Below are 20,810 nucleotides of genomic sequence, written 5' to 3' on the forward strand. Positions count from 1 at the left end.
CCGGCGCGGCCGTCAGGTCAGCAGTTCACCTTGCCGGAGACCAGGCTGCCAACGGCACGGTACTTCACGCCCCGATTGCAGCTGAGGCCGTTGCTGATGCTGGAGTCCTTGATGTCCAGCGTGCCCGATCCGTCCTTGAGCGTCAGAGACTCACGGATGGTCACGGTGTCGAGCGTGACGATCCTGGCTGCGGACAGCACCGCCGGGGCCCCGACCACGGAACTTCCGTTGAGCCTGATGCTCTCGGCGCCACCCGTGATCACCAGGCCCTTGTCGAGCCTGCTGTCCGTCACGTCAAGGGTCTTCACCCTGTCGCCTTGCACGGGGCCGAGCACGGAGCTGTCCCGGATCGTCAGGCTGGCTCCGGGCCTCAGGAGAACGGCGCCGCTCACACGGCTTCCCTCGATGGTGCACATACCCTCCACGGACACGTCCCCGGTGACCGTGCTGTCCTTGATCGCCGTGGAGCAGGTCTGCGCCGCGCCTGCCTGGGACACTGGCAAAAGCAGGCCGAACAGCGTGGCGAGAAGGGCGGGAGCCAGGAGACGGGCAGGGGCTTGCGAGGGCATCGATAGTCCTTTTTTCATGTGTTGGAACAACAGCTGCCCGCAGGCTTTGCGCGAGCGTGTGAATTTATCGATTCTGAGGGAGTGCGACGCAGAGGGCTGGTAAGCGAACGTTCCACTGTCGAATACTTGCAACCGCAACCGGATGCCATCGCGGCGTCACGAAAACATGCTGTGCGATGCCAGGCACGCAGCCTGTCGGATCGTCAGTCCGCTTCTTCATCCCACTGTGTCGTTGCGCGCGTGAGGGCATCGCTCCGCGTGGCGGACAGCAATGCGTCGAGCAGGCCGGGAAAGCGCGCGTCCAGGTCCTCGCGGCGCAGCGAAAGCAGGTTCTCGCGGCCTGCTGGGCGCTGCCAGATCACGCCACTTGTGCGCAGCACGCGCCAATGGTGGGTCATCGTCGACTTGGTCTGCTGCTCGCGCAGCAGCGAACTGCAGTTGCGCTCTCCGCTCGTTGCCAGCACGCGCACGATGGACAGGCGCAACGGGTTGCCAAGGGCGGTGAGGACGTTCTCAAGCCGGATCTGGTCCCGCTCGGGATGGTTTGGAATCATGGCTCCACTCGGTTCAACGGGGCCTCGCGTCGATGCGAGGCACTGCGATGGTTGCTTGGGACAAAGCCGCGGAATGTACCGCAGTGGTATTGAAGTCCTGCAGTCCAGCAGCAGTACAGGGGGATTGTGCTTGTCCGCCAATATCCATGCTGACAGTACGATTGTATTCGTACATTTAATATGGTGGGCTTCCGGTTCTGCTGCCGGTGCCGCAGGTGCGGTGCCTCTGCTTTTTCTATATTCTTCAACCTCGCAGCCGGGCCGTTTTCCAAGGACGTCATCATGTCTCGTCATACCCCCATAGAACGCTATCGCAACATCGGCATCTCCGCGCACATCGATGCCGGAAAGACCACAACGACCGAGCGCATCCTGTTCTACACCGGGGTGAGCCACAAGCTCGGCGAGGTGCATGACGGCGCTGCCACCATGGACTGGATGGAGCAGGAGCAGGAGCGCGGCATCACCATCACCTCGGCCGCGACGACGGCGTTCTGGTCCGGCATGAGCCGGCAGTTCGAGGCGCACCGCATCAACATCATCGACACCCCCGGTCACGTGGACTTCACCATCGAGGTCGAGCGCTCCATGCGCGTGCTCGACGGCGCGGTCATGGTCTATGACTCCGTCGGTGGCGTGCAGCCGCAGTCGGAAACCGTCTGGCGCCAGGCCAACAAGTACAAGGTGCCGCGCCTTGCGTTCGTCAACAAGATGGACCGCGTGGGTGCGGACTTTTTCCGCGTGCGGCAGATGATGGTGGACCGCCTTGGCGCCCACCCCGTGCCCATCGTCATTCCCATCGGCGCGGAGGCCGAGTTCAGCGGTGTGGTCGATCTCATCAAGATGAAAGCCATCATCTGGGACGAAGCCTCGCAGGGCATGAAGTTCGAATACCGGGAGATTCCCGCGGAGCTCAAGGCGACGGCCGAGGAATGGCGCCTGAAGATGGTCGAATCGGCCGCGGAAGCGAGCGAGGAGCTCACCGACAAATACCTCGAGAACGGTGACCTCGACGAGGCCGACATCATCGCGGGCCTGCGCGCGCGCACCATCGCCACCGAGATCCAGCCCATGCTCTGTGGCTCGGCGTTCAAGAACAAGGGCGTGCAGCGACTGCTGGACGCCGTGGTCGAACTCATGCCTTCGCCACTCGACGTGCCGCCCGTTCCGGGCCACGATGAAGACGGCAATGACGTGGTGCGCCACGCGGACGACGGCGAGAAGTTCTCGGCGCTGGCCTTCAAGCTCATGACGGATCCGTTTGTGGGCCAACTCACCTTCGTCCGTGTGTATTCGGGTGTGCTCTCCAAGGGCGACGTGGTCTACAACCCGATCCGCGGAAAGAAGGAGCGCATCGGCCGCATCGTGCAGATGCATGCCAACGAGCGCCTGGAGATCGACGAGATCCGCGCGGGCGACATCGCCGCCTGCGTGGGGCTCAAGGATGTGACGACCGGCGAGACACTGTGCGACCCCTCCGCACCCATCATTCTCGAGAAGATGAACTTCCCCGAGCCCGTGATCGCGCAGGCCGTGGAGCCTAAGACCAAGGCCGATCAGGAAAAGATGGGGCTTGCCCTTTCGCGCCTGGCTGCGGAGGACCCGTCGTTCCGCGTGCGCACCGACGAGGAGTCCGGCCAGACGATCATCGCCGGCATGGGCGAGCTGCACCTGGAGATCATCGTTGACCGCATGAAGCGCGAATTCAACGTGGAGGCCAACGTGGGCAAGCCGCAGGTGGCATACCGCGAAACGGTCCGCAGGAAGGTGGAAGACGTTGACGGCAAGTTCGTGCGCCAGTCGGGAGGCAAGGGCCAGTACGGCCACGTGGTGTTCACCGTCGAGCCGCTCGAGTCGGGCAAGGGCTTCGAGTTCGTCGACGAGATCAAGGGTGGCGTGGTGCCACGCGAGTACATCCCGGCGGTCGAGAAGGGCGTGGTGGAGGCACTGAACACCGGTGTGCTCGCGGGGTATCCGGTGGTTGATGTGCGAGTGCGCCTCACCTTCGGCTCATACCACGATGTGGACTCCTCGGAGCAGGCCTTCAAGATGGCGGCCATCTTCGGTTTCAAGGAGGGCATGAAGCGTGCGAGTCCTGTCATTCTCGAGCCGATGATGGCCGTCGAGGTCGAAACGCCCGAGGACTATGCCGGCACCGTGATGGGTGACCTGTCATCCCGTCGCGGCATGGTGCAGGGCATGGACGACATCAGCGGCGGCGGCAAGGCCATCAAGGCCGAGGTACCGCTGTCGGAGATGTTCGGCTATGCCACGCACCTGCGCTCGATGACGCAGGGGCGTGCCACCTACACGATGGAGTTCAAGCGTTATGCCGAGGCGCCTGCGCATGTGGTCGCTGGCATCGAGGCGAGAAGCTCGCGCTGATCCGTTGAACCGTTGGCCGTTCATGTGAAATTTATTCTGAATTCGATTTGGGGCGAAAACCCTATGCTACAATTCAAGGCTTGATGCAGCAGCGATGTCTTTTGCATCATCCGGGTGATTAGCTCAGCGGTAGAGCACTGCCTTCACACGGCAGGGGTCACATGTTCGATCCATGTATCACCCACCAGATTCGAAACCCTCTTGAGTTCAGGCTCAAGAGGGTTTTTGCTTTGTGGGTCATCCTCGGCCCATGGCGCCGGTCGGCGGAGCTGGAGGAATCCCCCGCAAAGATTTGTCCGGCAAAGCCGATTTCATTCGTCTTCACTGTGAAAACACTCTGACAAGCACTTCACAGGATGCATCTGGATGAAAAGAAATCGCGCTCATTCTTCTTCGCATGACATGCCCGATCCGGCCGCGCAGCCGCGACGCAACCGCATGCATGCCATGGCTCTTGCAAGCGCCGTCGCCTGCCTGGCCTGGGCAGGCGTGGCGGCACTGCCCGAGGCCCATGCCCAGGCGGGTGCAAGCGAGGCAGGCATGGCCACATCGCACACCCTGAATCTGCCTGCCCAGCCGTTGGGTCAGACGTTGAATGCGCTGGCCCGCACCTGGGGCGTGGCTGTATCGGTCGACGCCACCCTGGTGGAAGGACGTACGGCGCCGGCGTTGCAGGGAGCATCCACCTTGAATGAGGCGCTGCGCAAGGCGCTGGCCGGCAGCGGCCTGGAAGCCATTCCGGTAGGCTCTGCGGTCACCGTGCGACGCCAGGGGAGCTCGGCCCGCGCGCTGGGAGAGGTGCTCGTGACGGCACAGGTCCATCAGGGTGAGGCCACCGAAGGCTCCGGCTCCTATGCCGCATCGCGCGTGTCCCTGGGCAAGGGACAGGATATCCGGGAGACACCGCAGTCGATCTCGGTGGTGACGCGCCAGCGCATCGAGGACCAGGCGCTCGTCACGGTGGGCGAGGTGATGCAGCAGACCACTGGCGTGACGGTGACCTATGGCGGGGCCGGAGGGCTCGGCGGCTCCGCCACCAGCTTCCTGTCGCGCGGCTTCGAGATCACCAATGTGCAGATCGACGGTGCGAGCGTGGATGCATTCAGCCAGCAGCTGTTCGACCCCAACCTGGCCATGTACGACAGCGTGCAGGTGGTGCGCGGCGCCAACGGCCTGTTCAGTGGCACCGGGGAGCCCGGCGGGGCGATCAACCTGGTGCGCAAGCGCCCCACGGCACAGAAGCAGATCCTGGGCTCGGCGGCCGTGGGCAGCTGGAACCGCAAGCAGGTGGAACTCGACGTCGCCGGCCCCCTGAACGCCGAGGGGACCTTGCGCGGACGCACGGTGCTGGCCCACGGTGACAAGGACTTTTTCTACCGAGGCGCGGATTCGAGCAACAGCCTGCTGTACGGCATCCTGGAGGCCGACGTGACCAACTCCACCCGCGTGACCCTGGGCGCAAGCTACGACAAGCTCCAATCGACGCCCTGGCGCGAGGGTCTTCCGCGTGCGCCCAACGGGGACGACCTGGGACTGTCGCGCCGAACCGCGCTGATGGCGGGCTGGAGCCACTACGACAAGAGCGCAAAGGAGCTGTTTGCACAGGTGGACCAGCAACTGGGGGGAGACTGGAAGCTCAAGGCGCAGGTGAACTACCAGAAGGTGGACAGCGACGCGCGGCTCGCGAACCTGAGCGGCGCGGTCGATCCGGCGACGGGCCTGGGGGCTGCATGGACAGGGTTTTCCAATGATTTCCGTTCGGAGAAGAAAAGCCTCGACGTGAATGCCGGCGGGCCGTTCTCGCTGTTCGGACGCAGGCACCAGTTGCTGGTGGGCGCGGACTGGACCAAGGTGCGCGACGACCAGGACACCTTCTACTCCGAGATGGATACGCCGGCGTGGCTCACCAATGTCTACGACTTCGATCCCGGCAGGATTCCTCCGGCGGTCAGCGAGCGCAAGACGCGAAGCTATCCCGGTTATGGCGCCACCCAAAAAGGGCTGTATGGCCGCGTCAATCTGAGCCTCACGGATCAGCTCACCGCGATCGTCGGGGGGCGCTACGCAAGCTACTCCTACGATACGCCGTACATCAACTACGACGCGACCGGCGGCATCCGCTCGAGCGGTCGCGAGTACTACAGCGAAAGCGGTATTTTCACGCCCTATGCCGGACTGGTGTATGACCTGGGCACGCAGTGGACGGCCTACGGCAGCGTGACCGAGATCTACAAGTCGCAGGCCAACAAGCTTTCGGGCCCGACGCCAGGGAAGGCGCTGGACCCGGTCAAGGGCCGCAGCTTCGAGCTGGGTGTGAAGGGCGAGCTGGCGGAGGGGCGGCTGAACACGGCCGTCGCGCTGTACCGCATCGAGCGCACCGGCGAGGCGGTGCGTGACCCGAGCTATCCGGAAACCGACGTGGGCAACCTGGGCCTGACCTGCTGCTACATCGCGCAGGGCAAGATCGTCAGCCAGGGCGTGGACATGGAGATCTCCGGCCAGATGGCCCGTGGCTGGCAGATGTTCGCGGGCTATACCTATAACCACAACCGCAACAAGACCGACCCGGCGCAACTGGTCTACAGCTCGGTCACGCCCAAGCATCTGTTCAAGCTGTGGAGCACCTACCAACTGCCGGGCGAGCTGTCGCCCTGGACGCTGGGCGGCGGCGTCACGCTCCAGAGCACGACCTATGTCAGCGGCACGGCCAGAAGCTACAACCCAGCCTCGGGCAAGTTTGATGGCGCCAACGTGCCCTTCAAGTTCACTCAGGCGGGATATGCCGTCTGGAACGCCAGCGTGCAGTACCGCATCAACCGCAACTGGACGGCCTCGTTGAACCTCAACAATGTCTTTGACAAGACCTACTACAAGACGGTGGGGGCAGCCAATGGCGGCAACTGGTATGGCGAGCCGCGCAGCGCCTTGCTGACGCTGCGCGGCGCATTCTGAGCTGGGCCGGGATACGATGCGGGACACATGGCAGGGCTCATTGCAACCGATGCCCTGCTGAAAACCTGACCCATCATGGAGGAGCGCGTGAAGCTCGACGATTTCGAACAACTGGTGACCACCCATCCCGTCCTGGCATCCCACGCGGAGTTCCTGCGCGGGATGCTCAAGCCCTGCGTTCGCATCCAGGTGACCGATCAGCTTCCCCGGGATGCGCAAAGCCGGTTTGGCGGCATTCCTTTGCTGCCGCCCGGCTTTGCCTGGCCGCAGCACGAGGTTGGCGTCTACCGCTTCCTGGCCCAGATCGATTTTTCAGAGATCGCCAACCGGCCGGAGTCGCTGCCGGAGGCGGGCCTCCTGGTACTTTTCTATGCCGAATATGCCCCCGACTCGGATGGCGAGGAGGAGATCTTCTGGGGCGACGAAGGGTATGTGAAGGCCGCTTTTTTCGAGGATCCCGCCATGCTTGTCGCCACGCCCCCGCCGCGCGGCAAGGCCGTGCCGGGGCGGCGCATCCTGTTGACTGGCGAGTGGGACCTGCCGCGCCACAGCGACCTGCGAAAGGACTGGCCGTTGGACTCCGAGGTGCTGGATGGCCTGCTTGAGGATCCGGGTGCCATGTACGGCAAGCCATCCTCCGATGCGCTGCTGCCCACCGACTATCTGCTGGGATACCCTTCGTACTACAGCCTGGGCTATGACCCCACGCCCGGCCCGCAATGGGTTTCGCTGCTCACCTTGCACTCGCACGATGCGTTCGAATGGTGCTGGCACGACGGGGACAAGCTCATGGTATTCATCGAGCAGGACAGGCTGGCAGCACGTGACTTCGGCGCGCTGCAATGCGACGCGGGTTGATGAGGCGCCGTGCGCAGAATCTTTCCCGATGGCCTGGCGCCATGGCCGGGCTTCGGATCACGGGCGTGATGCTGACATATTCAATGGATCAAGGAGTGCATGATGGGTGTTGAAAACGAAGACCTGCCGCCGCTGTGTTGGCCCGATCTTCCTGATGCGTCGGCGCGCAGCAACTGGTATCGCCTGGTGATTGCCGCGTATGCCGACTCGTGGGAGGGTCATCCGAGCGCGCCTCGCATCGCTCCGGCGCCAGAGGCTTCCATCGCGGAGTGCGAGGCCAGAATTGGTTGCGAATTGCCCGAGGGCCTTGCCCGCTATCACAGGGAATTCGGGGCCCTGGGTCTGTCCGAAACCCTGTGCTCCGTGAGTCCCGAAGGCAGCGAGCCGATTCAGCCGTTGATCGATGCCTATCCCGGTTTGGCGGAGCGGGAGCTGTCCGAGGAAGAACAGGCGCTGGCCGAACAGATGGTGGCGTTCAGCGACTATCTCGGCAATGGGAATATGTTCTGCTTTCACCGGGAGACCAAGGCGGTCTGGTATTTCGACCACGATGCCGATCCGGCACTGACCTTGTTTTCAGCCCATGTTCCAGACTATCTTGATGCATTGATGCTCAAGATGCTTGCCGAGGTGCATGACGAGGAGGAGAAGGGGGAGGCTCTCCTCGTCGAGAAGTTCGGGAAAGCCTTGGTCCGCAAGTGGATGTACTGAGAGCGTGTTGGCGCTCTCCACTTCCTCCATGTCCATCCCGCCGCTCCATGGAGCGGCGGTGAGGGCAGGGCAAGGACGGTGTCAGGCCACGGTGAGCTGCACGTCGATGTTGCCGCGCGTGGCGTTGGAGTAGGGGCAGACCAGGTGTGCGGTATTGACGAGCTGCTGCGCGGCGGCCTTGTCCATGCCGGGCAGGTGGATGCTCATGCGCACGGCAATGCCATAGGCTTCACCCACCGGGCCGAGATCGACCTCCGCGTCGATGGAGGCATCCTGCGGCAGCGTGATCTTCTGGCGGGCCGCCACGGCTTTCATGGCGCCCATGAAGCATGCGGAATAGCCCGCCGCAAACAGTTGTTCAGGGTTCGTGCCCTGGCCTGCGCCGCCGGGTGAGGACAGCGCGATATCGAGGCGTCCGTCGCTGCTGCGCGCCGCACCGTCGCGGCCGCCCGTGGTGTGTGTATGGGCGGTGTAGAGAACCTTGTCCAGTGATGCCATGGTGATGACTCCTTCAGTCAAGCCAGTTGGGAAGATACTTCATCGTTCGGATGAAGCGGGGGTGGGCTGCGGAGCCATCATCTGGCCTCGCAGTTGTTGAAGTTGCCGGGTGAGCGCTTCGAGCTCGGCGAGCGTGCCTCCTACCTGCTGCGACAGGCAGGCCGGAATTCCTCGCGCCTGCTCGCGCAGCGCGCGACCTGCCAGGGTGAGATGCACTCTGACGCGGCGCTCGTCGGCTGCATCTCGCAGGCGGTGAAGCCAGCCCGCTGCCTCCATGCGCTTGAGCAGCGGAGTGAGGGTTCCGGAGTCGAGGTACAGGCGTTCGCCCAGTTCCGAGACCATGCGGTCGTCCTGTTCCCATAGCACCAGCATCACCAGGTACTGCGGATAGGTCAGACCCAAGGGATCCAGCAGCGGTTTGTAGAGCTTGGTCGTGGCCAGCGATGCCGAATACAGGGCAAAGCACAGCTGGTTGTCCAGGTGCAGGGAGGAGTCACGCTGGCGACGGGTAGTGGAGATCATGGATGAATTATTGCCAACAATTAAATTGTGCGCAATGTATTTGATGAGAAACACCTCCAGCAGAAAGGCCATGGGTGACCCCTTCGGCTGTCGGGTGTCTTGCCAAATCATGTGATGTTGACGCCGGAGTATTGGGCGCATGTTCCTACAGTGTGTGCCGGCTTCCGGGCCTAGAGTGATGAATGTCCAACAGCAGAGGAGCTCATCATGAAAACCCTGAATGTGGATTCGAGCATGCGTGCGCTGATTGGTGGCGCGTTCTATCCTTCCGGCCACACCATGGTGATGTACGCCACGGAGCAACAGGCCCGCGGCAGCGCGGAAAAACTGTTCGCCAATGGTTTCACCGGTGACGATGTCTACTTTGTGCCGCCAGCCGACGTGCTTGCGCAGATCGGCCCGACCGTCCAACACACCGACGAGCCGCTGCCTTCCGCGGGAACCGATGGTGCAACGGCAAGGGAATTCATCGAGCGCGCAGGCCAGGGACAGTATGGCCTGCTTGTCGCCACCCCTGGCGACGCGGCTGCCGCGCGGCTCAAGGCTGTCCTGGATGAGGCTGGATATGAGATTGCGCGACGCTACTACTCGCTGGCCATCGAGGATCTCTGAGGCCGTGAGGATGGAGGCATGGACGAGCGCCTACGCGTGCACCGGCGCTGTTCCATGCATTAGTACGGGCCATGTGGCGATACCGGTAGCTGTCCGATTCCTACAAGTGGGACAGCAGGGCGAACCTAAGCTTTGAGCATGGTTTGAAAAAAGCAGGATTCCACCATGTCGACATCAATCATCAAGGAGCATCGCGAACTGGCCGACAAGGCCGTGCAGCGGCAGACGGACATTCAATTGCAGCAGCGCAGGAAGGATCGGATGGAAGCGTCCACAAAGAACGATGCTGAACCGGGCCGGCAACCCTCCGCTCCGGGACCGGAGCACGAGGAGCCATCGCCGCCGATGCCGGGACAGAAGCTTGGGAAGCCCGGGCGGCAGGCTGAGATGGAACTCCAGCCGCGTACGCTTGCCGAGGACTATGCAGGGAGTGGAAAGCTGGAGGGCAAGGTCGCCCTCATCACCGGCGGCGACTCCGGCATAGGACGTGCGGTGGCCGTACTCTTTGCGCGCGAGGGGGCCCATGTGGCCATCGCCTATCTCAATGAGGACGAAGACGCTGCGCAGACCTGCCGCCTGGTGGAGGCCGAAGGGGCCCAATGCCTGGCCGTGTCGGGCGATGTGCAGGACACGTCTTTCTGTGAAGATCTTGTCTCCAAGGTGCTGGAGAAGTTCGGGTCGGTCAATGTGCTGGTGAACAACGCGGCGTTCCAGGAGCACGCCAGCGACATTGCGGACATCACGGAGGAGCGGCTCGAGGAGACGTTCAAGACCAACATCTTCGGCTACTTCCACATGGCCAAGGCCACGCTTCCGTACCTGAACGAGGGGGACTGCATCATCAACACGGGCTCGGTCACGGGCCTGCGCGGCAGCCGCCATCTGCTCGACTACTCGGCAACCAAGGGAGCGATCCATGCCTTCACCAAGGCGTTGGCAGGCAACCTTGCCGAGCGCGGCATTCGCGTGAATGCGGTGGCACCGGGGCCGGTGTGGACGCCGTTGAACCCCGCCGACAAGACCACGGGCGACGAGATTGGCCAGTTCGGAGCCGATACGGACATGAAGCGCCCCGCACAGCCCGAGGAGATCGCGCCGGCCTATGTTTTCCTGGCGGCACCCGCGTGTTCTAGCTACATCACCGGAATTGTGCTTCCGATCACCGGAACGGCGGGGGAGCAGTAGGCCGCGGGCCGTGCACGCGGCGAGGCGTCAAGCCGTTCCCTGGCCCGCATCCCAACCCCACTTTGGCCTCGACATCCCGACCTCGACCCCCATGGCAGACCTGATCGTGCTCACCGACCGTGGCCTGTATTGCGAAGCCGGAGACTTCTTCATCGATGCTTGGAGGCCCGTGCACCGCACCTTCGTCACGCATGGCCACAGCGACCATGCGCATGCCGGCATGGGCGAGTACTGGTGCACGCGCGCTGGCGAGGACATCCTGCGGTGGCGCTTGGGGGCGCAGGATTTTCGCGTGCTCGATTACGGCGAAGTGCGCCGGTTTGGCGGCGTGAAGGTATCGCTGCACCCGGCAGGACACGTGTTGGGCTCGGCACAGGTGCGCGTCGAGCGTGATGACGAGGTCTGGGTTTTCACCGGAGACTTCAAGCGCCAGCCCGATCCCACCTGCGCGCCTTTCGAGGTGGTGCGCTGTGACGTCTTCATCTGCGAGGCCACGTTTGCATTTCCGGTCTATGCGTGGCCCGACACGCGGGACGAAGTGACCCGCATCCTTCAATGGCGCGAGCAGTGCGAGGCCCAGGGCAAGGCGGCGCTGGTCTACGCCTACAGCCTCGGGAAGGCGCAACGCATCCTGGCGGAACTGAACGGGCGCGTCAACGGCACGGTGCTGCTGCATGGTGCGATGGCGCGCGGGGTCGAGGTCTACCGCAGTGCGGGCATCGACATGGCATCCACCGAGCTGGTGGCCGATCTGCCCGCGTCGACCGACTATGCGGGGCGGCTGATACTGGCGCCACCTTCGGCGCAGAACTCCGCATGGACACGGCGCTTTCGCTCGTTCGAGCAGGGGCTTGCGTCGGGCTGGATGCAACTGCGAGGCAACCGGCGGCGGCGCAATCTGCAGCGCGGCTTCGTCATTTCGGATCATGCGGATTGGGGCGCGTTGATCACCACCATCCGTGATTCCGGGGCGCGGCGGGTATTGGCGACCCATGGAAACACCGACGCCCTCATTCCGTACCTGGAGAGCGAACTTGGACTCGTGGCAGAGCGGCTGCGCACCGAGTACGGGGATGAGGAAGACGCGCCGGACGCGCCTGAGGACGCGAGGGATCCTGGAGCCATCCCATGAATCGCTTCGCCGCGCTCTACCAGGCATTGGACCAGGCTGCCGGCAACCGTGCGCGCGAAACGGCGCTGGTTGACTATTTCGCGGATGCGGGCCATGCCGAGGCCAGCTGGGCCATCCACGTACTGAGCGGTGCCAAGGTCAACGCGGGCCGCCATCGGGTGGCCACCACCACCGAACTGCGGGAATGGGTGGCCGAGCTGGCTGCGATGCCGCTCTGGCTGGTCGAAGACAGCTATCGGCAGGTGGGCGATCTGGCCGAAACGCTGGCGCTGCTGGTCTCCGCTGCTCGCGGTGCAGGTACGCTGGGCATGGCGGAGGCGGCCATGACTCCGCCGGGCGAGACATGGTTCGTTCCCGATAGCGAGAGCTCCCTGGATGCATGGATAGAACGGTTTCTGATTCCGCTGTCCGGCCAGCCAGCAGATACCCGACGGCGCGCGATCCAGTCGGCATGGCTGCGGCTTGACGATGCCTCGCGCTTTGTCTTCAACAAGTTGCTGACCGGGGCACTGCGTGTCGGTGTGTCTCGGCGCACCCTGCAGATCAGCCTGGCGCGCCTTGCCGGCATAGCCGCCGCCGACATGGCGCATCGCATGGTCGGTGAGTGGATTCCGTCTCCAGGATCCTACGAAGCCTTGATGGATCTGGAGGTGTCCGCGCAGTCGATGGACAAGCCTTATCCGTTCTATCTGGCGTCACCGCTGGCCTCGGAGCCCGCCGAGCTTGGCGATCCGGCGGCCTGGCAGGCCGAGTGGAAGTGGGATGGCATTCGAGTGCAACTCGTTCGACGCGCGGGGCATGTGCCTTACCTCTGGTCGCGCGGCGAGGAGCGACTCGATGGGCGCTTCCCTGAACTCGAGGTCCAGGCGGCGCTATTGCCTCCCGGCGTGGTGCTTGATGGCGAGTTGCTGGCATGGGATGAAACGGCCGGGCTTCCGCGTGCATTCGTGGCCCTGCAGAAGCGCATCCAGAAACGCCAGCCCTCCGCACGTCTCATGCGGGAGACACCGGTGCGCATCCTGTTCTACGACGTGCTCGAATCCCGGGGGGAGGACTGGCGCGGCCGGCCGCTTTCCGAGCGCCGCGCGGAACTCGAGCGCTTGCTGGCCCCCCTGTTGCAACGGCCTGGCTCCCTCCTGGATATCTCGCCGGTGCTCGCTTTCGATGCATGGCCTCGTCTGGCCGCGCTGCGCGAGACGGCCGCTGAACACCATGCGGAAGGCCTGATGCTCAAGTCGCTCGGGTCTCCGTACCAGGAAGGCCGCCGGCGCGGCAACTGGTGGAAATGGAAGCTCGATCCGTTTTCCATCGACGCCGTGCTGATCTATGCGCAGAGTGGCAGCGGGCGGCGCTCCACGCTGCATACCGACTACACCTTTGCGGTGTGGACGGAGGAGGGCGCATTGGTGCCTGTGGCCAAGGCCTATTCCGGACTGTCCGATGCAGAGATCCTTCGGCTCGACAAGTGGATCCGGGCGCATACGCTCGAGCGCTTCGGACCCGTGCGCTCGGTGCAGCCCCAGCAGGTGTTCGAAATCGGCTTCGAGGCGGTGAATCGTTCGTCGCGGCACAAATCCGGGGTGGCCGTGCGCTTTCCCCGCATCCTGCGGTGGCGTGAGGACAAGACTCCGGAGCAGGCCGACCGGCTCTCCGCCCTGCTCGCACTGAGCCGGGACGGGTGATCGAAGGCCACAGCATGGTGACACCCGCTCCAACTTTTCTTCCCTTGATGCCATCGCCCGTGCCGTCCCCGGTGAGTGGCCGAGCGATGGCCCGTGCCCGCAGCGCGTGGCGGGCCTGGCTGGCGTCCCAGGGTATCTCGGCAGCACGTTTTCAGCGAGAGGCCTGGGATGCCCATGCGCGGGGCGACAGCGGCATCATCTCGGCACCCACCGGCAGCGGCAAGACGCTGGCCGCACTTGGCGGTCCGGTGATGGCCGCGCTGGCCCGAGCTGAAGGGGCAGGAAATGTGAAGGAGGAGGCGCGGCTTCGCGAAGGTTTCCGCATTCTCTGGGTCACGCCGCTGCGCGCACTGGCCAGCGATACGCGCGAACGCATTACCGCTCCGATCCGGGATCTGCTGCCTGCCTGGAGCGTGGCCCTGCGCACGGGTGACGCGTCGTCGCGCGACCGGCGCCTCTCCGAGAGCGGTGCGGCGCAGCTGCTCATCATCACACCGGAGTCGCTGGCGCTGCTGCTCAGTCATGAGCGCAGCCTGGCCCAGTTCGCCTCGCTGCAGAGTGTGGTGGTGGACGAATGGCACGAGTTGCTGCCGAACAAGCGGGGCGTGCTTTTGCAGCTCAACCTGGCAAGGTTGCGAGCGCTTGCGCCACGGGTGCAGGTGTGGGGCCTTTCAGCCACCATCGGAAACCTGGATGAGGCGCTGCGCGTGCTTGTGCGCCAGCGTCCCCGCGCCCGCATGCAGGTCATCCAGGACCTGCGGCCCAAGCCCTTTCATCTGCACTCGATACTTCCTCCCCCCGGATCGAGGCTGCCGTGGGCGGGGCATCTGGGGCTCGACAACCTGCCTGAAGTAGCGAAGCTGGTGCAGTCCACCGGCAGCAGCATTCTGTTCACCAACACGCGCTCGCAGGCGGAGCTGTGGTTCACCGCGCTGCGCTCGATCTGGCCGGAGCACGTGGATACGCTTGCCATCCACCACGGATCGCTGGACCAGCATGTGCGCCAACAGGTGGAGGAGGGGCTTCGCAGCGGGCGGCTCCGCTGCGTGGTGGCCACCAGCAGCCTCGATCTGGGGGTGGACTTCCCGGCGGTGGATCGGGTCCTGCAGGTTGGCGGCGCCCGCTCCGTGGCGCGCACCGTCCAGCGTGCGGGCCGGGCAAGGCACAGGCCCGGTGCCGCTGTGCGCATGGACGGCGTGGCCACGCAGATCCTGGACCTGTGCGAGTTCGCAGCCACGCGCGAGCTGGCCAGGCAGCGCATCTATGAAAGCCGCCAGCCGCTGGCGCTGTGCTTCGACGTCCTGAGCCAGCACATCATGTCGATGGCGCTGGCCGGTGGCTTCGATCCAGAGGCGCTGCTGCGCGAGGTGCGCTCGAGCGCAGCGTTCGAGTCCATGAGCACGGCGCAGTGGCAGGATGCGATCGCTTTCCTTGTTCGGGGCAGCGCATCGCTTGCGGCCTACCCGCAGTATGAGCGCTTGCGTGACGATGGGGCGGGCCGGTATGTCCCCGCGAATCCGGGCGTGGCCCGGCGTCATCGCATGGGTATCGGCACCATCGTCTCCCACGGGGCCGTGCCGGTGCAATACCTGAGGGGCATGCGCCTTGGTGTGATCGACGAGGCCTTCATCGCTCGCCTGGTACCGGGAGATACCTTCAATTTCGCAGGAAAGAGCCTGCAACTCGTGCGCATGCAGGACGGCACGGCGTGGGTGCGGCGTTCCGCGTCCGTAGGGAGATACACCCCGGCCTGGGCGGGATCGCTGATGCCGATGTCGGTGCGCGTTGGCGAGCGCATGCAAGCCCTTCTGGCGCATGCAGCAGCAGCGTCGAGTGAGGAGGCGGTGCGTGCGTTGTCTCCGGAATTGCGCCACCTGCTGCCCACGCTTGCCCTGCAGCGTGAACGCTCGCACGTTCCGCTGGAAGGCGAGCTGCTGATCGAGGTGGTCGGGGCGCGTCCTCCTCGCAGCCTCTTCATCTATCCGTTCGCCGGCCGCGTGGTCCACGAGGGGTTGGCGCTGCTGCTGGCCACGCGACTCGCACAGATGCAGAACAACACCTTTTTCTGGACCTGCAACGAGATCGGGCTGATGTTGCAGCCGCAAAATCCCCTCGATGCGGATACCCTGGACTGGCCGGCATTGCTTGCGGAGCGGCAGCTGGCGGCGGACCTGCAGGCTGCGGTCAACTTCGGCGAACTCGCGCGCAAGCGCTTCAAGGAGATCGCGCAGATCGCGGGGCTGGTCGCAGCGCGCGCTCCCGGATCGCGTGCATCGCAAAGACAGCTGCAGGTGTCCGCCGGGCTGTTGTTCGACGTGCTGAACCAATATGACCCACAGCACATCCTGTTGTGCGAGGCACGAAGGGAAGCGCTTGACCAGGAACTCCATCTGCCCACACTCCGCGAAACCCTGTCCAGGCTGTCCAAACTGACGCGGGTGATGGCGCATGCCGAGCGGCATACTCCCTTCTCGTTTGGGTTGTGGGCAGAGAGCTTTCGCGGCCAGCTGACCAACGAAAGCTGGTCGGAGCGGGTCCGGCGTCTTGCGTTGCAGAACGAGCGCGATGCCGGCGGCGTGGGCTATCGGAGCAGGCGGTGATGAGCTTCGGTAGAGCTCCTGTGCATCCTTGCCCTCGAGGATCCATCACGGTGGACGTGGCCGGCGAGCGGTTCATCGCGTTGCCGGAACGTGCGCTGTACTGGCCGCGGCAGGGCATGTTGCTGATTGCGGACCTGCATCTCGGCAAGAGCGATATCTTCCGCGCATTCGGCGTTGCGGTTCCACAGAGCGTGCAGATGGATGACCTGGGTCGGCTGGACGGCCTGCTGGAGCGGTTTGCACCGGCCGCGCTGGTCATCCTCGGTGATTTCGTGCACGGTGCGTTCGTGGGGCCGCAGACACGGGAGCGATGGCAGGCGCTGCGCGACACGCATCCGGCGACACGCGTGATCCTCACGCGTGGCAATCACGACAGGACGCTTTCCGCCGCGCAATGGAATCTGGATTCGGTGTTGGGCGAGTGGATGGAAGATGGCGTCCTGCTCAGCCATGAGCCGCGCCACAAGCGTGATGGCGCGCCATGTTTTTCGCTCAACATCCACGGGCACATTCACCCGGTATTCCGCGATCGGCAGTGGCGCCGTGGATTGCCTGCGCTCGTGCATGAAGGGCTGCATCTTGCGATGCCAGCCTTCTCGGCCTTTACAGCGGGTGTTTCCTGTCACACCGCACAAAGCCGGGTGTGGGTGTTTCTTGCAGACGGCGATCCACTCGTACTGCAGGTGCGGTGATGAACAGGAATTTTGCTTTTCTGGGGTAAGGTGATGAATTTATGCGTTAGAATCGATGTCTTGGCACTGATGCAGTGCTTTGGGTGATTAGCTCAGCGGTAGAGCACTGCCTTCACACGGCAGGGGTCACATGTTCGATCCATGTATCACCCACCAGATTCGGAACCCTCTTGAGTCCTTGATTCAAGAGGGTTTTTTGTTGCCAGGCAGGGTTCCTGGCTTGCCTGTGGGTGCGCAGCGGTTGGCGTCAGTTGTCGGCTGTCCAGGCGTCATCCATCAGCATGTCCTGCAAGGGGCGGCGGCGCGCCCATCTTTCCTGCTGCAGCATGGGCTCGTCATAGAAATGGTCCACGGGCCCGAGGCAGAGAACCCCCAGGGGATGGGCTCCCTGAGGCATCTTCAGGAGCTCCGCCAGCGCCTTGGGATCGAAGATGGAGACCCAGCCCAGGCCGAGGCCTTCTGCGCGTGCGGCCAACCAGAGATTCTGAACCGCGCAGGCAGCACTGGCGATATCCATTTCGGGCAGCGTGCGGCGGCCGAACACATGGGCTTCGCGTCCTGGAGGCATGGCAATGACCAGCACCTCGGCTGCATCAAGGACTCCCTGCACCTTGAGCTTCATGAACTCGTCCTTGCGCTCGCCAAGGGCTTCAGCGGTGCGCATGCGTTCCTGCTCTATGAGTGCGTGGATGTCATGGCGCAGTTCGGTCTTTCTGACGCGTATGAAGCGCCAGGGCTGCATGAAACCCACGCTGGGAGCGTGATGGGCCGCTGTCAGGAGGCGCTCGAGCACCTCCGGCGGCACGGTGCCGCCGGCGAAATGGCGCATGTCGCGCCGCTCGTGGATCGCGCGATAGACGGCAGCGCGCTCGGCATCGCTGAAGCCGTGGGCGAGGGGGGCCGGAGAGGCTGCTTCGGATCCAGTGGGGGGGAGGGGATGCTGCTCGGACATGGTGGCATTGTCCCTCGGAAAGGCGTCGTCCGCGCTCATGCTCATGCAGGCACATCGTCTACAGGTGTGCAAGGGCGGTTCCTACAGCCCTTGCGCGTTCTGCGTCGCAACATGAAGGCTCGCCTTCACCCCTGAACCCTGGCACCCCGTCATCCGTTGGCGAACTGGAAGGAGCGTTGCATGACCAGACCTCAAGACACAACCAGCACCACGACCGCTGAGAACCGGAAGGTCGTGGAGGACACCACCGCCACCCGCGTGGGCACCGGCATCGGGGTAGCGGGTGGCGCAGCTGCGGGAGCCGCAGCGGGAATGCTCGGAGGCCCGGTCACCGCCGCCGTCGGTGCGGTTGTGGGTGCCGCCGTTGGCGGTTTCACCGGCAACAAGATTGCCGAGGCCATCGATCCCTCCGCCGAGGACGCGTACTGGAAGGAGCATTTCCAGGCGGAGCCTTATTACTCTGGTGGCTTTGGCTACGAGGACTACGCACCCGCCTATCGGCTGGGCTATGCCAGCCGCGCCGAAGGCAAGGCCGACTGGAATGCCTTGAACACCGAATGGCGTGAGCGATGGGATGCCGAACGTGGCACCAGCCGGCTTGATTGGGAGGCCGCGGAGCCCGCCGCGCAGGCCGCATGGCGTCGGGCCAATGAGATCTGGGAAGACATCGAGCGGCAGGACCGGCTGAGGAAGGGGTAGTTTCTCCTGTCCAGGTCCAGCCAGTGCTGCTGCCCGCTTTACTGGTGGATCTCGGGTTCCACCAGCTTGGCGAGCTTGCGCAATGACTCCTGCCAGCCCAGATAACATGCCTCGGTGGGAATGATGTCGGGCACGCCTTGCTGCTCGATATTCAACTCCGTGCCGACGGATACAGCCTTGAGCTCTACCGTGACTTTCATTTCACCCGGCAGGCCAGGATCATCGAAGCTGTCGGTATAGACAAGGCGCTTTCCCGGAACGAGTTCAAGATAGGTGCCGCCGAACGAATGGCCATGGCCTGTCGTGAAGTTCCGGAACGACATCCTGTGCTTGCCGCCGACCTTGGCCTCCAGCTCGTGCACGGTGCAGGTGAAACCGTAGGGCGGCAGCCAGCTTGCGATCGCGTCCGGCTCGATGAATGCGCGAAAGATCTTCTCTGGCTTGGCCGTGAGGACACGGTGCAGGCGAATGGTGCTGGGCATGGCTTTCTCCTTGCATGTTCGAGAGAGTGGAAAGGATCCGATTGTCCCGAAAGAGAGGCGCCCGGGTGTTTCGCTTTGTTCTCCACGGAAAGCGTCGGGGACGCTTTCGCATCCTTCCCTGATCAGGCCGAGGCGGCGCCCCGCACGGCGTGGATCGAGTGGAATGACACGCAGAGCCGGTTGAAGGTGTTCATCAGCCCGATCGCGATGGTGAGCCGGGTGAGCTCGCCTTTGCTGAAATGCTTCAGTGCGTGTTCGTAGAGTGCATCGGGCACACCGCCGTCGGCGACGAGCGTCACGCGCTCGGCCCAGGCGAATGCCGCACGCTCACGCTCCGTGAACAGAGGGGACTCCTTCCAGGCCGAGACCAGGAAGACGCGCTGCTCGGTGTCGCCATCCTCGCGGGCCTCGCGGCTGTGCATGTCGACGCAGTACGAACAGCCATTGATCTGGGACGTGCGCAGGTTGACGAGGTGGATGAGCCCCTTTTCCAGGCCGCATTCGTCGATGGCTTTTTTCAGCCCCATCAGTGCCTTCATCTGTTCGGGCGCTTCGGAGTAGAAGTTCAGGCGCGGTTGCATACTCATGGATTGGTCCTTTCGGGTCGTTGCAGAACGCCTGGCCGCGGCACGTTTCAGTGCCGGAGGTTCCAGGCCGGTACAACCATCAAGACGGATGAGGTGCCGGATTTGTGACTGCGGGCAGAAAACTTTTTCGGAAAAAAATCATGGACAGCTGTCACAACGGTGCATGCCCGGCCGTCTGGTTGTCGTGGCTGCAATGCAATGACGACAACGCAGGATCACGGCAACAACAAGGAAAAAAAGGTGAATGCTCCGATGGAAAACGACCATGCACTGGAAGCGCTGCGTCCCCGCCTGTTCGGGCTGGCGTACCGCATGCTGGGTTCAAGGCAGGAAGCGGAGGATGCCGTGCAGGAAGCCTTCCTGCGCTGGCATGCGAGGCAGCCTGCCGATGTGCGATCGATCGAGGCCTGGCTCGTGACCGTGCTCTCGCGTCTGTGCGTGGACCGCCTGCGTGCACTCCAGGTCGAGCGTGAGGCCTACATCGGCCCTTGGCTGCCCGAGCCGCTGGTGGCGGTGGAGCCGCCATCCGATCACGCGACGGAACTGGCCTCGGATCTTTCGATGGCGCTGTTGCTGGTCCTGCAGAGGCTCTCGGCCGAGGAGCGCGTGGGCTTTCTGATGCACGATGTCTTCGACTGCGGCTATGCCGACGTCGCGGCGGCGCTCGGGAAGAGCGAGGCGGCCTGCCGCCAGCTGGTGCACCGTGCCCGCGAGCGCGTGGGCCGTGACAAGCCGCGCTTCGATGTGCCCGAGGCTGCGCATCGGCGGCTCGTGGAGCAGTACGTGCAGGCCGTTCAGGAGCGCCATGCCGATCGCATTGCCGAGCTGCTCAGCCCGGAGGCCGTTTTTGTGAGCGACGGCGGGGGCAAGGCATGGGCTGCGCGGCGACCGGTCGAAGGTGCCCAGCGCATCGCGCGCCTGGAGACGGGAGTCCAGGGCAAGCTGCCCCCGGGCTTTTCGATCAGCGTCGGACAGGTCAATGGCAGAGCCGGCGCGATCGCGAGAATCAACGGCCGCATTTTTGCCGTGTCGTCATTCGACACGGACGGCGAACGCATCCTGTCGGTGATGCGCGTGCTCAACCCTGAGAAGCTGACGGCCTGGGCCGATACGGTCCATTGAATACCCGCAGGCGCTG

The 20,810-nt window shown here is 64.0% G+C and carries 19 protein-coding genes and 2 tRNA genes; 14 read left to right on the forward strand and 7 right to left on the reverse strand.

What is annotated here, in order from left to right:
• Window positions 1-17 precede the first annotated feature (17 nt).
• A complete protein-coding gene (locus tag H9K76_RS09355) occupies window positions 18-569 on the reverse strand; it encodes a hypothetical protein (RefSeq protein ID WP_187599805.1) in 552 nt (183 codons plus the stop codon).
• 203 nt (window positions 570-772) lie between these two features.
• Window positions 773-1,123: an ArsR/SmtB family transcription factor gene (locus tag H9K76_RS09360; RefSeq protein WP_187599807.1), complete on the reverse strand. Its 351-nt coding sequence runs from the start codon at window positions 1,121-1,123 to the stop codon at window positions 773-775.
• A gap of 282 nt (window positions 1,124-1,405) precedes the next feature.
• On the opposite strand from H9K76_RS09360, the gene fusA reads away from it, so the two are divergent.
• From fusA to H9K76_RS09385, 5 genes are all read left to right on the forward strand, one after another.
• Complete coding sequence (gene fusA, locus H9K76_RS09365) at window positions 1,406-3,508, forward strand: elongation factor G (RefSeq protein ID WP_187599809.1); 2,103 nt, start codon at window positions 1,406-1,408, stop codon at window positions 3,506-3,508.
• Window positions 3,509-3,620: 112 nt separating this feature from the next.
• Window positions 3,621-3,695, forward strand: a tRNA-Val gene (locus tag H9K76_RS09370).
• Window positions 3,696-3,874: 179 nt separating this feature from the next.
• Window positions 3,875-6,460 (forward strand): TonB-dependent siderophore receptor, encoded by a 2,586-nt coding sequence (locus tag H9K76_RS09375; RefSeq protein ID WP_425489686.1) that lies wholly within the window; start codon window positions 3,875-3,877, stop codon window positions 6,458-6,460.
• A gap of 87 nt (window positions 6,461-6,547) precedes the next feature.
• Window positions 6,548-7,318, forward strand: coding sequence for a YwqG family protein (locus H9K76_RS09380; protein WP_187599811.1), 771 nt, complete (start codon window positions 6,548-6,550; stop codon window positions 7,316-7,318).
• Between the two features lie 102 nt (window positions 7,319-7,420).
• A complete protein-coding gene (locus tag H9K76_RS09385) occupies window positions 7,421-8,029 on the forward strand; it encodes an SMI1/KNR4 family protein (protein WP_223196285.1) in 609 nt (202 codons plus the stop codon).
• An 81-nt stretch (window positions 8,030-8,110) separates the two neighbouring features.
• On the opposite strand, the gene H9K76_RS09390 is transcribed toward H9K76_RS09385, so the two are convergent.
• Window positions 8,111-8,527 carry an organic hydroperoxide resistance protein gene (locus H9K76_RS09390; protein WP_187599815.1) on the reverse strand — a complete coding sequence of 139 codons (417 nt, stop codon included), beginning with the start codon at window positions 8,525-8,527 and terminating at the stop codon, window positions 8,111-8,113.
• Between the two features lie 39 nt (window positions 8,528-8,566).
• Window positions 8,567-9,049 (reverse strand): MarR family winged helix-turn-helix transcriptional regulator, encoded by a 483-nt coding sequence (locus tag H9K76_RS09395; protein ID WP_187599816.1) that lies wholly within the window; start codon window positions 9,047-9,049, stop codon window positions 8,567-8,569.
• 207 nt (window positions 9,050-9,256) lie between these two features.
• Here H9K76_RS09395 and H9K76_RS09400 point away from each other — a divergent pair, with 207 nt between their 5' ends.
• The 7 genes from H9K76_RS09400 to H9K76_RS09430 all read left to right on the forward strand — a co-directional run bounded on the left by H9K76_RS09400 (window position 9,257) and on the right by H9K76_RS09430 (window position 17,108).
• On the forward strand, window positions 9,257-9,661 hold the full coding sequence (locus tag H9K76_RS09400) for a hypothetical protein (protein WP_187599818.1): 405 nt from the start codon (window positions 9,257-9,259) through the stop codon (window positions 9,659-9,661).
• Between the two features lie 165 nt (window positions 9,662-9,826).
• A complete protein-coding gene (locus tag H9K76_RS09405; RefSeq protein ID WP_187599820.1) occupies window positions 9,827-10,846 on the forward strand; it encodes an SDR family oxidoreductase in 1,020 nt (339 codons plus the stop codon).
• A 91-nt stretch (window positions 10,847-10,937) separates the two neighbouring features.
• A complete protein-coding gene (locus H9K76_RS09410) occupies window positions 10,938-11,978 on the forward strand; it encodes a ligase-associated DNA damage response exonuclease (protein ID WP_187599821.1) in 1,041 nt (346 codons plus the stop codon).
• Entirely contained in the window at window positions 11,975-13,660 is a 1,686-nt protein-coding gene (locus H9K76_RS09415; RefSeq protein ID WP_187599823.1) for an ATP-dependent DNA ligase, read from the forward strand. Before H9K76_RS09410 ends, H9K76_RS09415 begins: the two co-directional genes overlap by 4 nt.
• Before the next feature lie 86 nt (window positions 13,661-13,746).
• Complete coding sequence (locus tag H9K76_RS09420; RefSeq protein WP_187599825.1) at window positions 13,747-16,260, forward strand: ligase-associated DNA damage response DEXH box helicase; 2,514 nt, start codon at window positions 13,747-13,749, stop codon at window positions 16,258-16,260.
• A 50-nt stretch (window positions 16,261-16,310) separates the two neighbouring features.
• On the forward strand, window positions 16,311-16,952 hold the full coding sequence (gene pdeM, locus H9K76_RS09425; protein WP_187599827.1) for a ligase-associated DNA damage response endonuclease PdeM: 642 nt from the start codon (window positions 16,311-16,313) through the stop codon (window positions 16,950-16,952).
• An 81-nt stretch (window positions 16,953-17,033) separates the two neighbouring features.
• Window positions 17,034-17,108: transfer RNA gene (locus H9K76_RS09430), tRNA-Val, on the forward strand.
• 91 nt (window positions 17,109-17,199) lie between these two features.
• On the opposite strand, the gene bluB is transcribed toward H9K76_RS09430, so the two are convergent.
• A complete protein-coding gene (gene bluB, locus H9K76_RS09435; protein WP_187600555.1) occupies window positions 17,200-17,904 on the reverse strand; it encodes a 5,6-dimethylbenzimidazole synthase in 705 nt (234 codons plus the stop codon).
• Between the two features lie 180 nt (window positions 17,905-18,084).
• On the opposite strand from bluB, the gene H9K76_RS09440 reads away from it, so the two are divergent.
• Complete coding sequence (locus H9K76_RS09440; protein ID WP_187599829.1) at window positions 18,085-18,603, forward strand: hypothetical protein; 519 nt, start codon at window positions 18,085-18,087, stop codon at window positions 18,601-18,603.
• A 38-nt stretch (window positions 18,604-18,641) separates the two neighbouring features.
• On the opposite strand, the gene H9K76_RS09445 is transcribed toward H9K76_RS09440, so the two are convergent.
• Window positions 18,642-19,085: an SRPBCC family protein gene (locus H9K76_RS09445; protein WP_187599831.1), complete on the reverse strand. Its 444-nt coding sequence runs from the start codon at window positions 19,083-19,085 to the stop codon at window positions 18,642-18,644.
• 122 nt (window positions 19,086-19,207) lie between these two features.
• Entirely contained in the window at window positions 19,208-19,672 is a 465-nt protein-coding gene (locus tag H9K76_RS09450) for a carboxymuconolactone decarboxylase family protein (RefSeq protein WP_246475424.1), read from the reverse strand.
• Window positions 19,673-19,870: 198 nt separating this feature from the next.
• Here H9K76_RS09450 and sigJ point away from each other — a divergent pair, with 198 nt between their 5' ends.
• The gene (sigJ, locus tag H9K76_RS09455; protein ID WP_246475425.1) at window positions 19,871-20,794 is read left to right on the forward strand and encodes an RNA polymerase sigma factor SigJ; all 924 of its coding nucleotides are present in this window, start codon (window positions 19,871-19,873) and stop codon (window positions 20,792-20,794) included.
• Window positions 20,795-20,810: the final 16 nt, after the last annotated feature.

Origin of the sequence: Diaphorobacter ruginosibacter (genome assembly GCF_014395975.1) — a bacterium.
In the GTDB taxonomy this organism is placed as follows: Bacteria; Pseudomonadota; Gammaproteobacteria; order Burkholderiales; family Burkholderiaceae_C; genus Diaphorobacter_A; species Diaphorobacter_A ruginosibacter.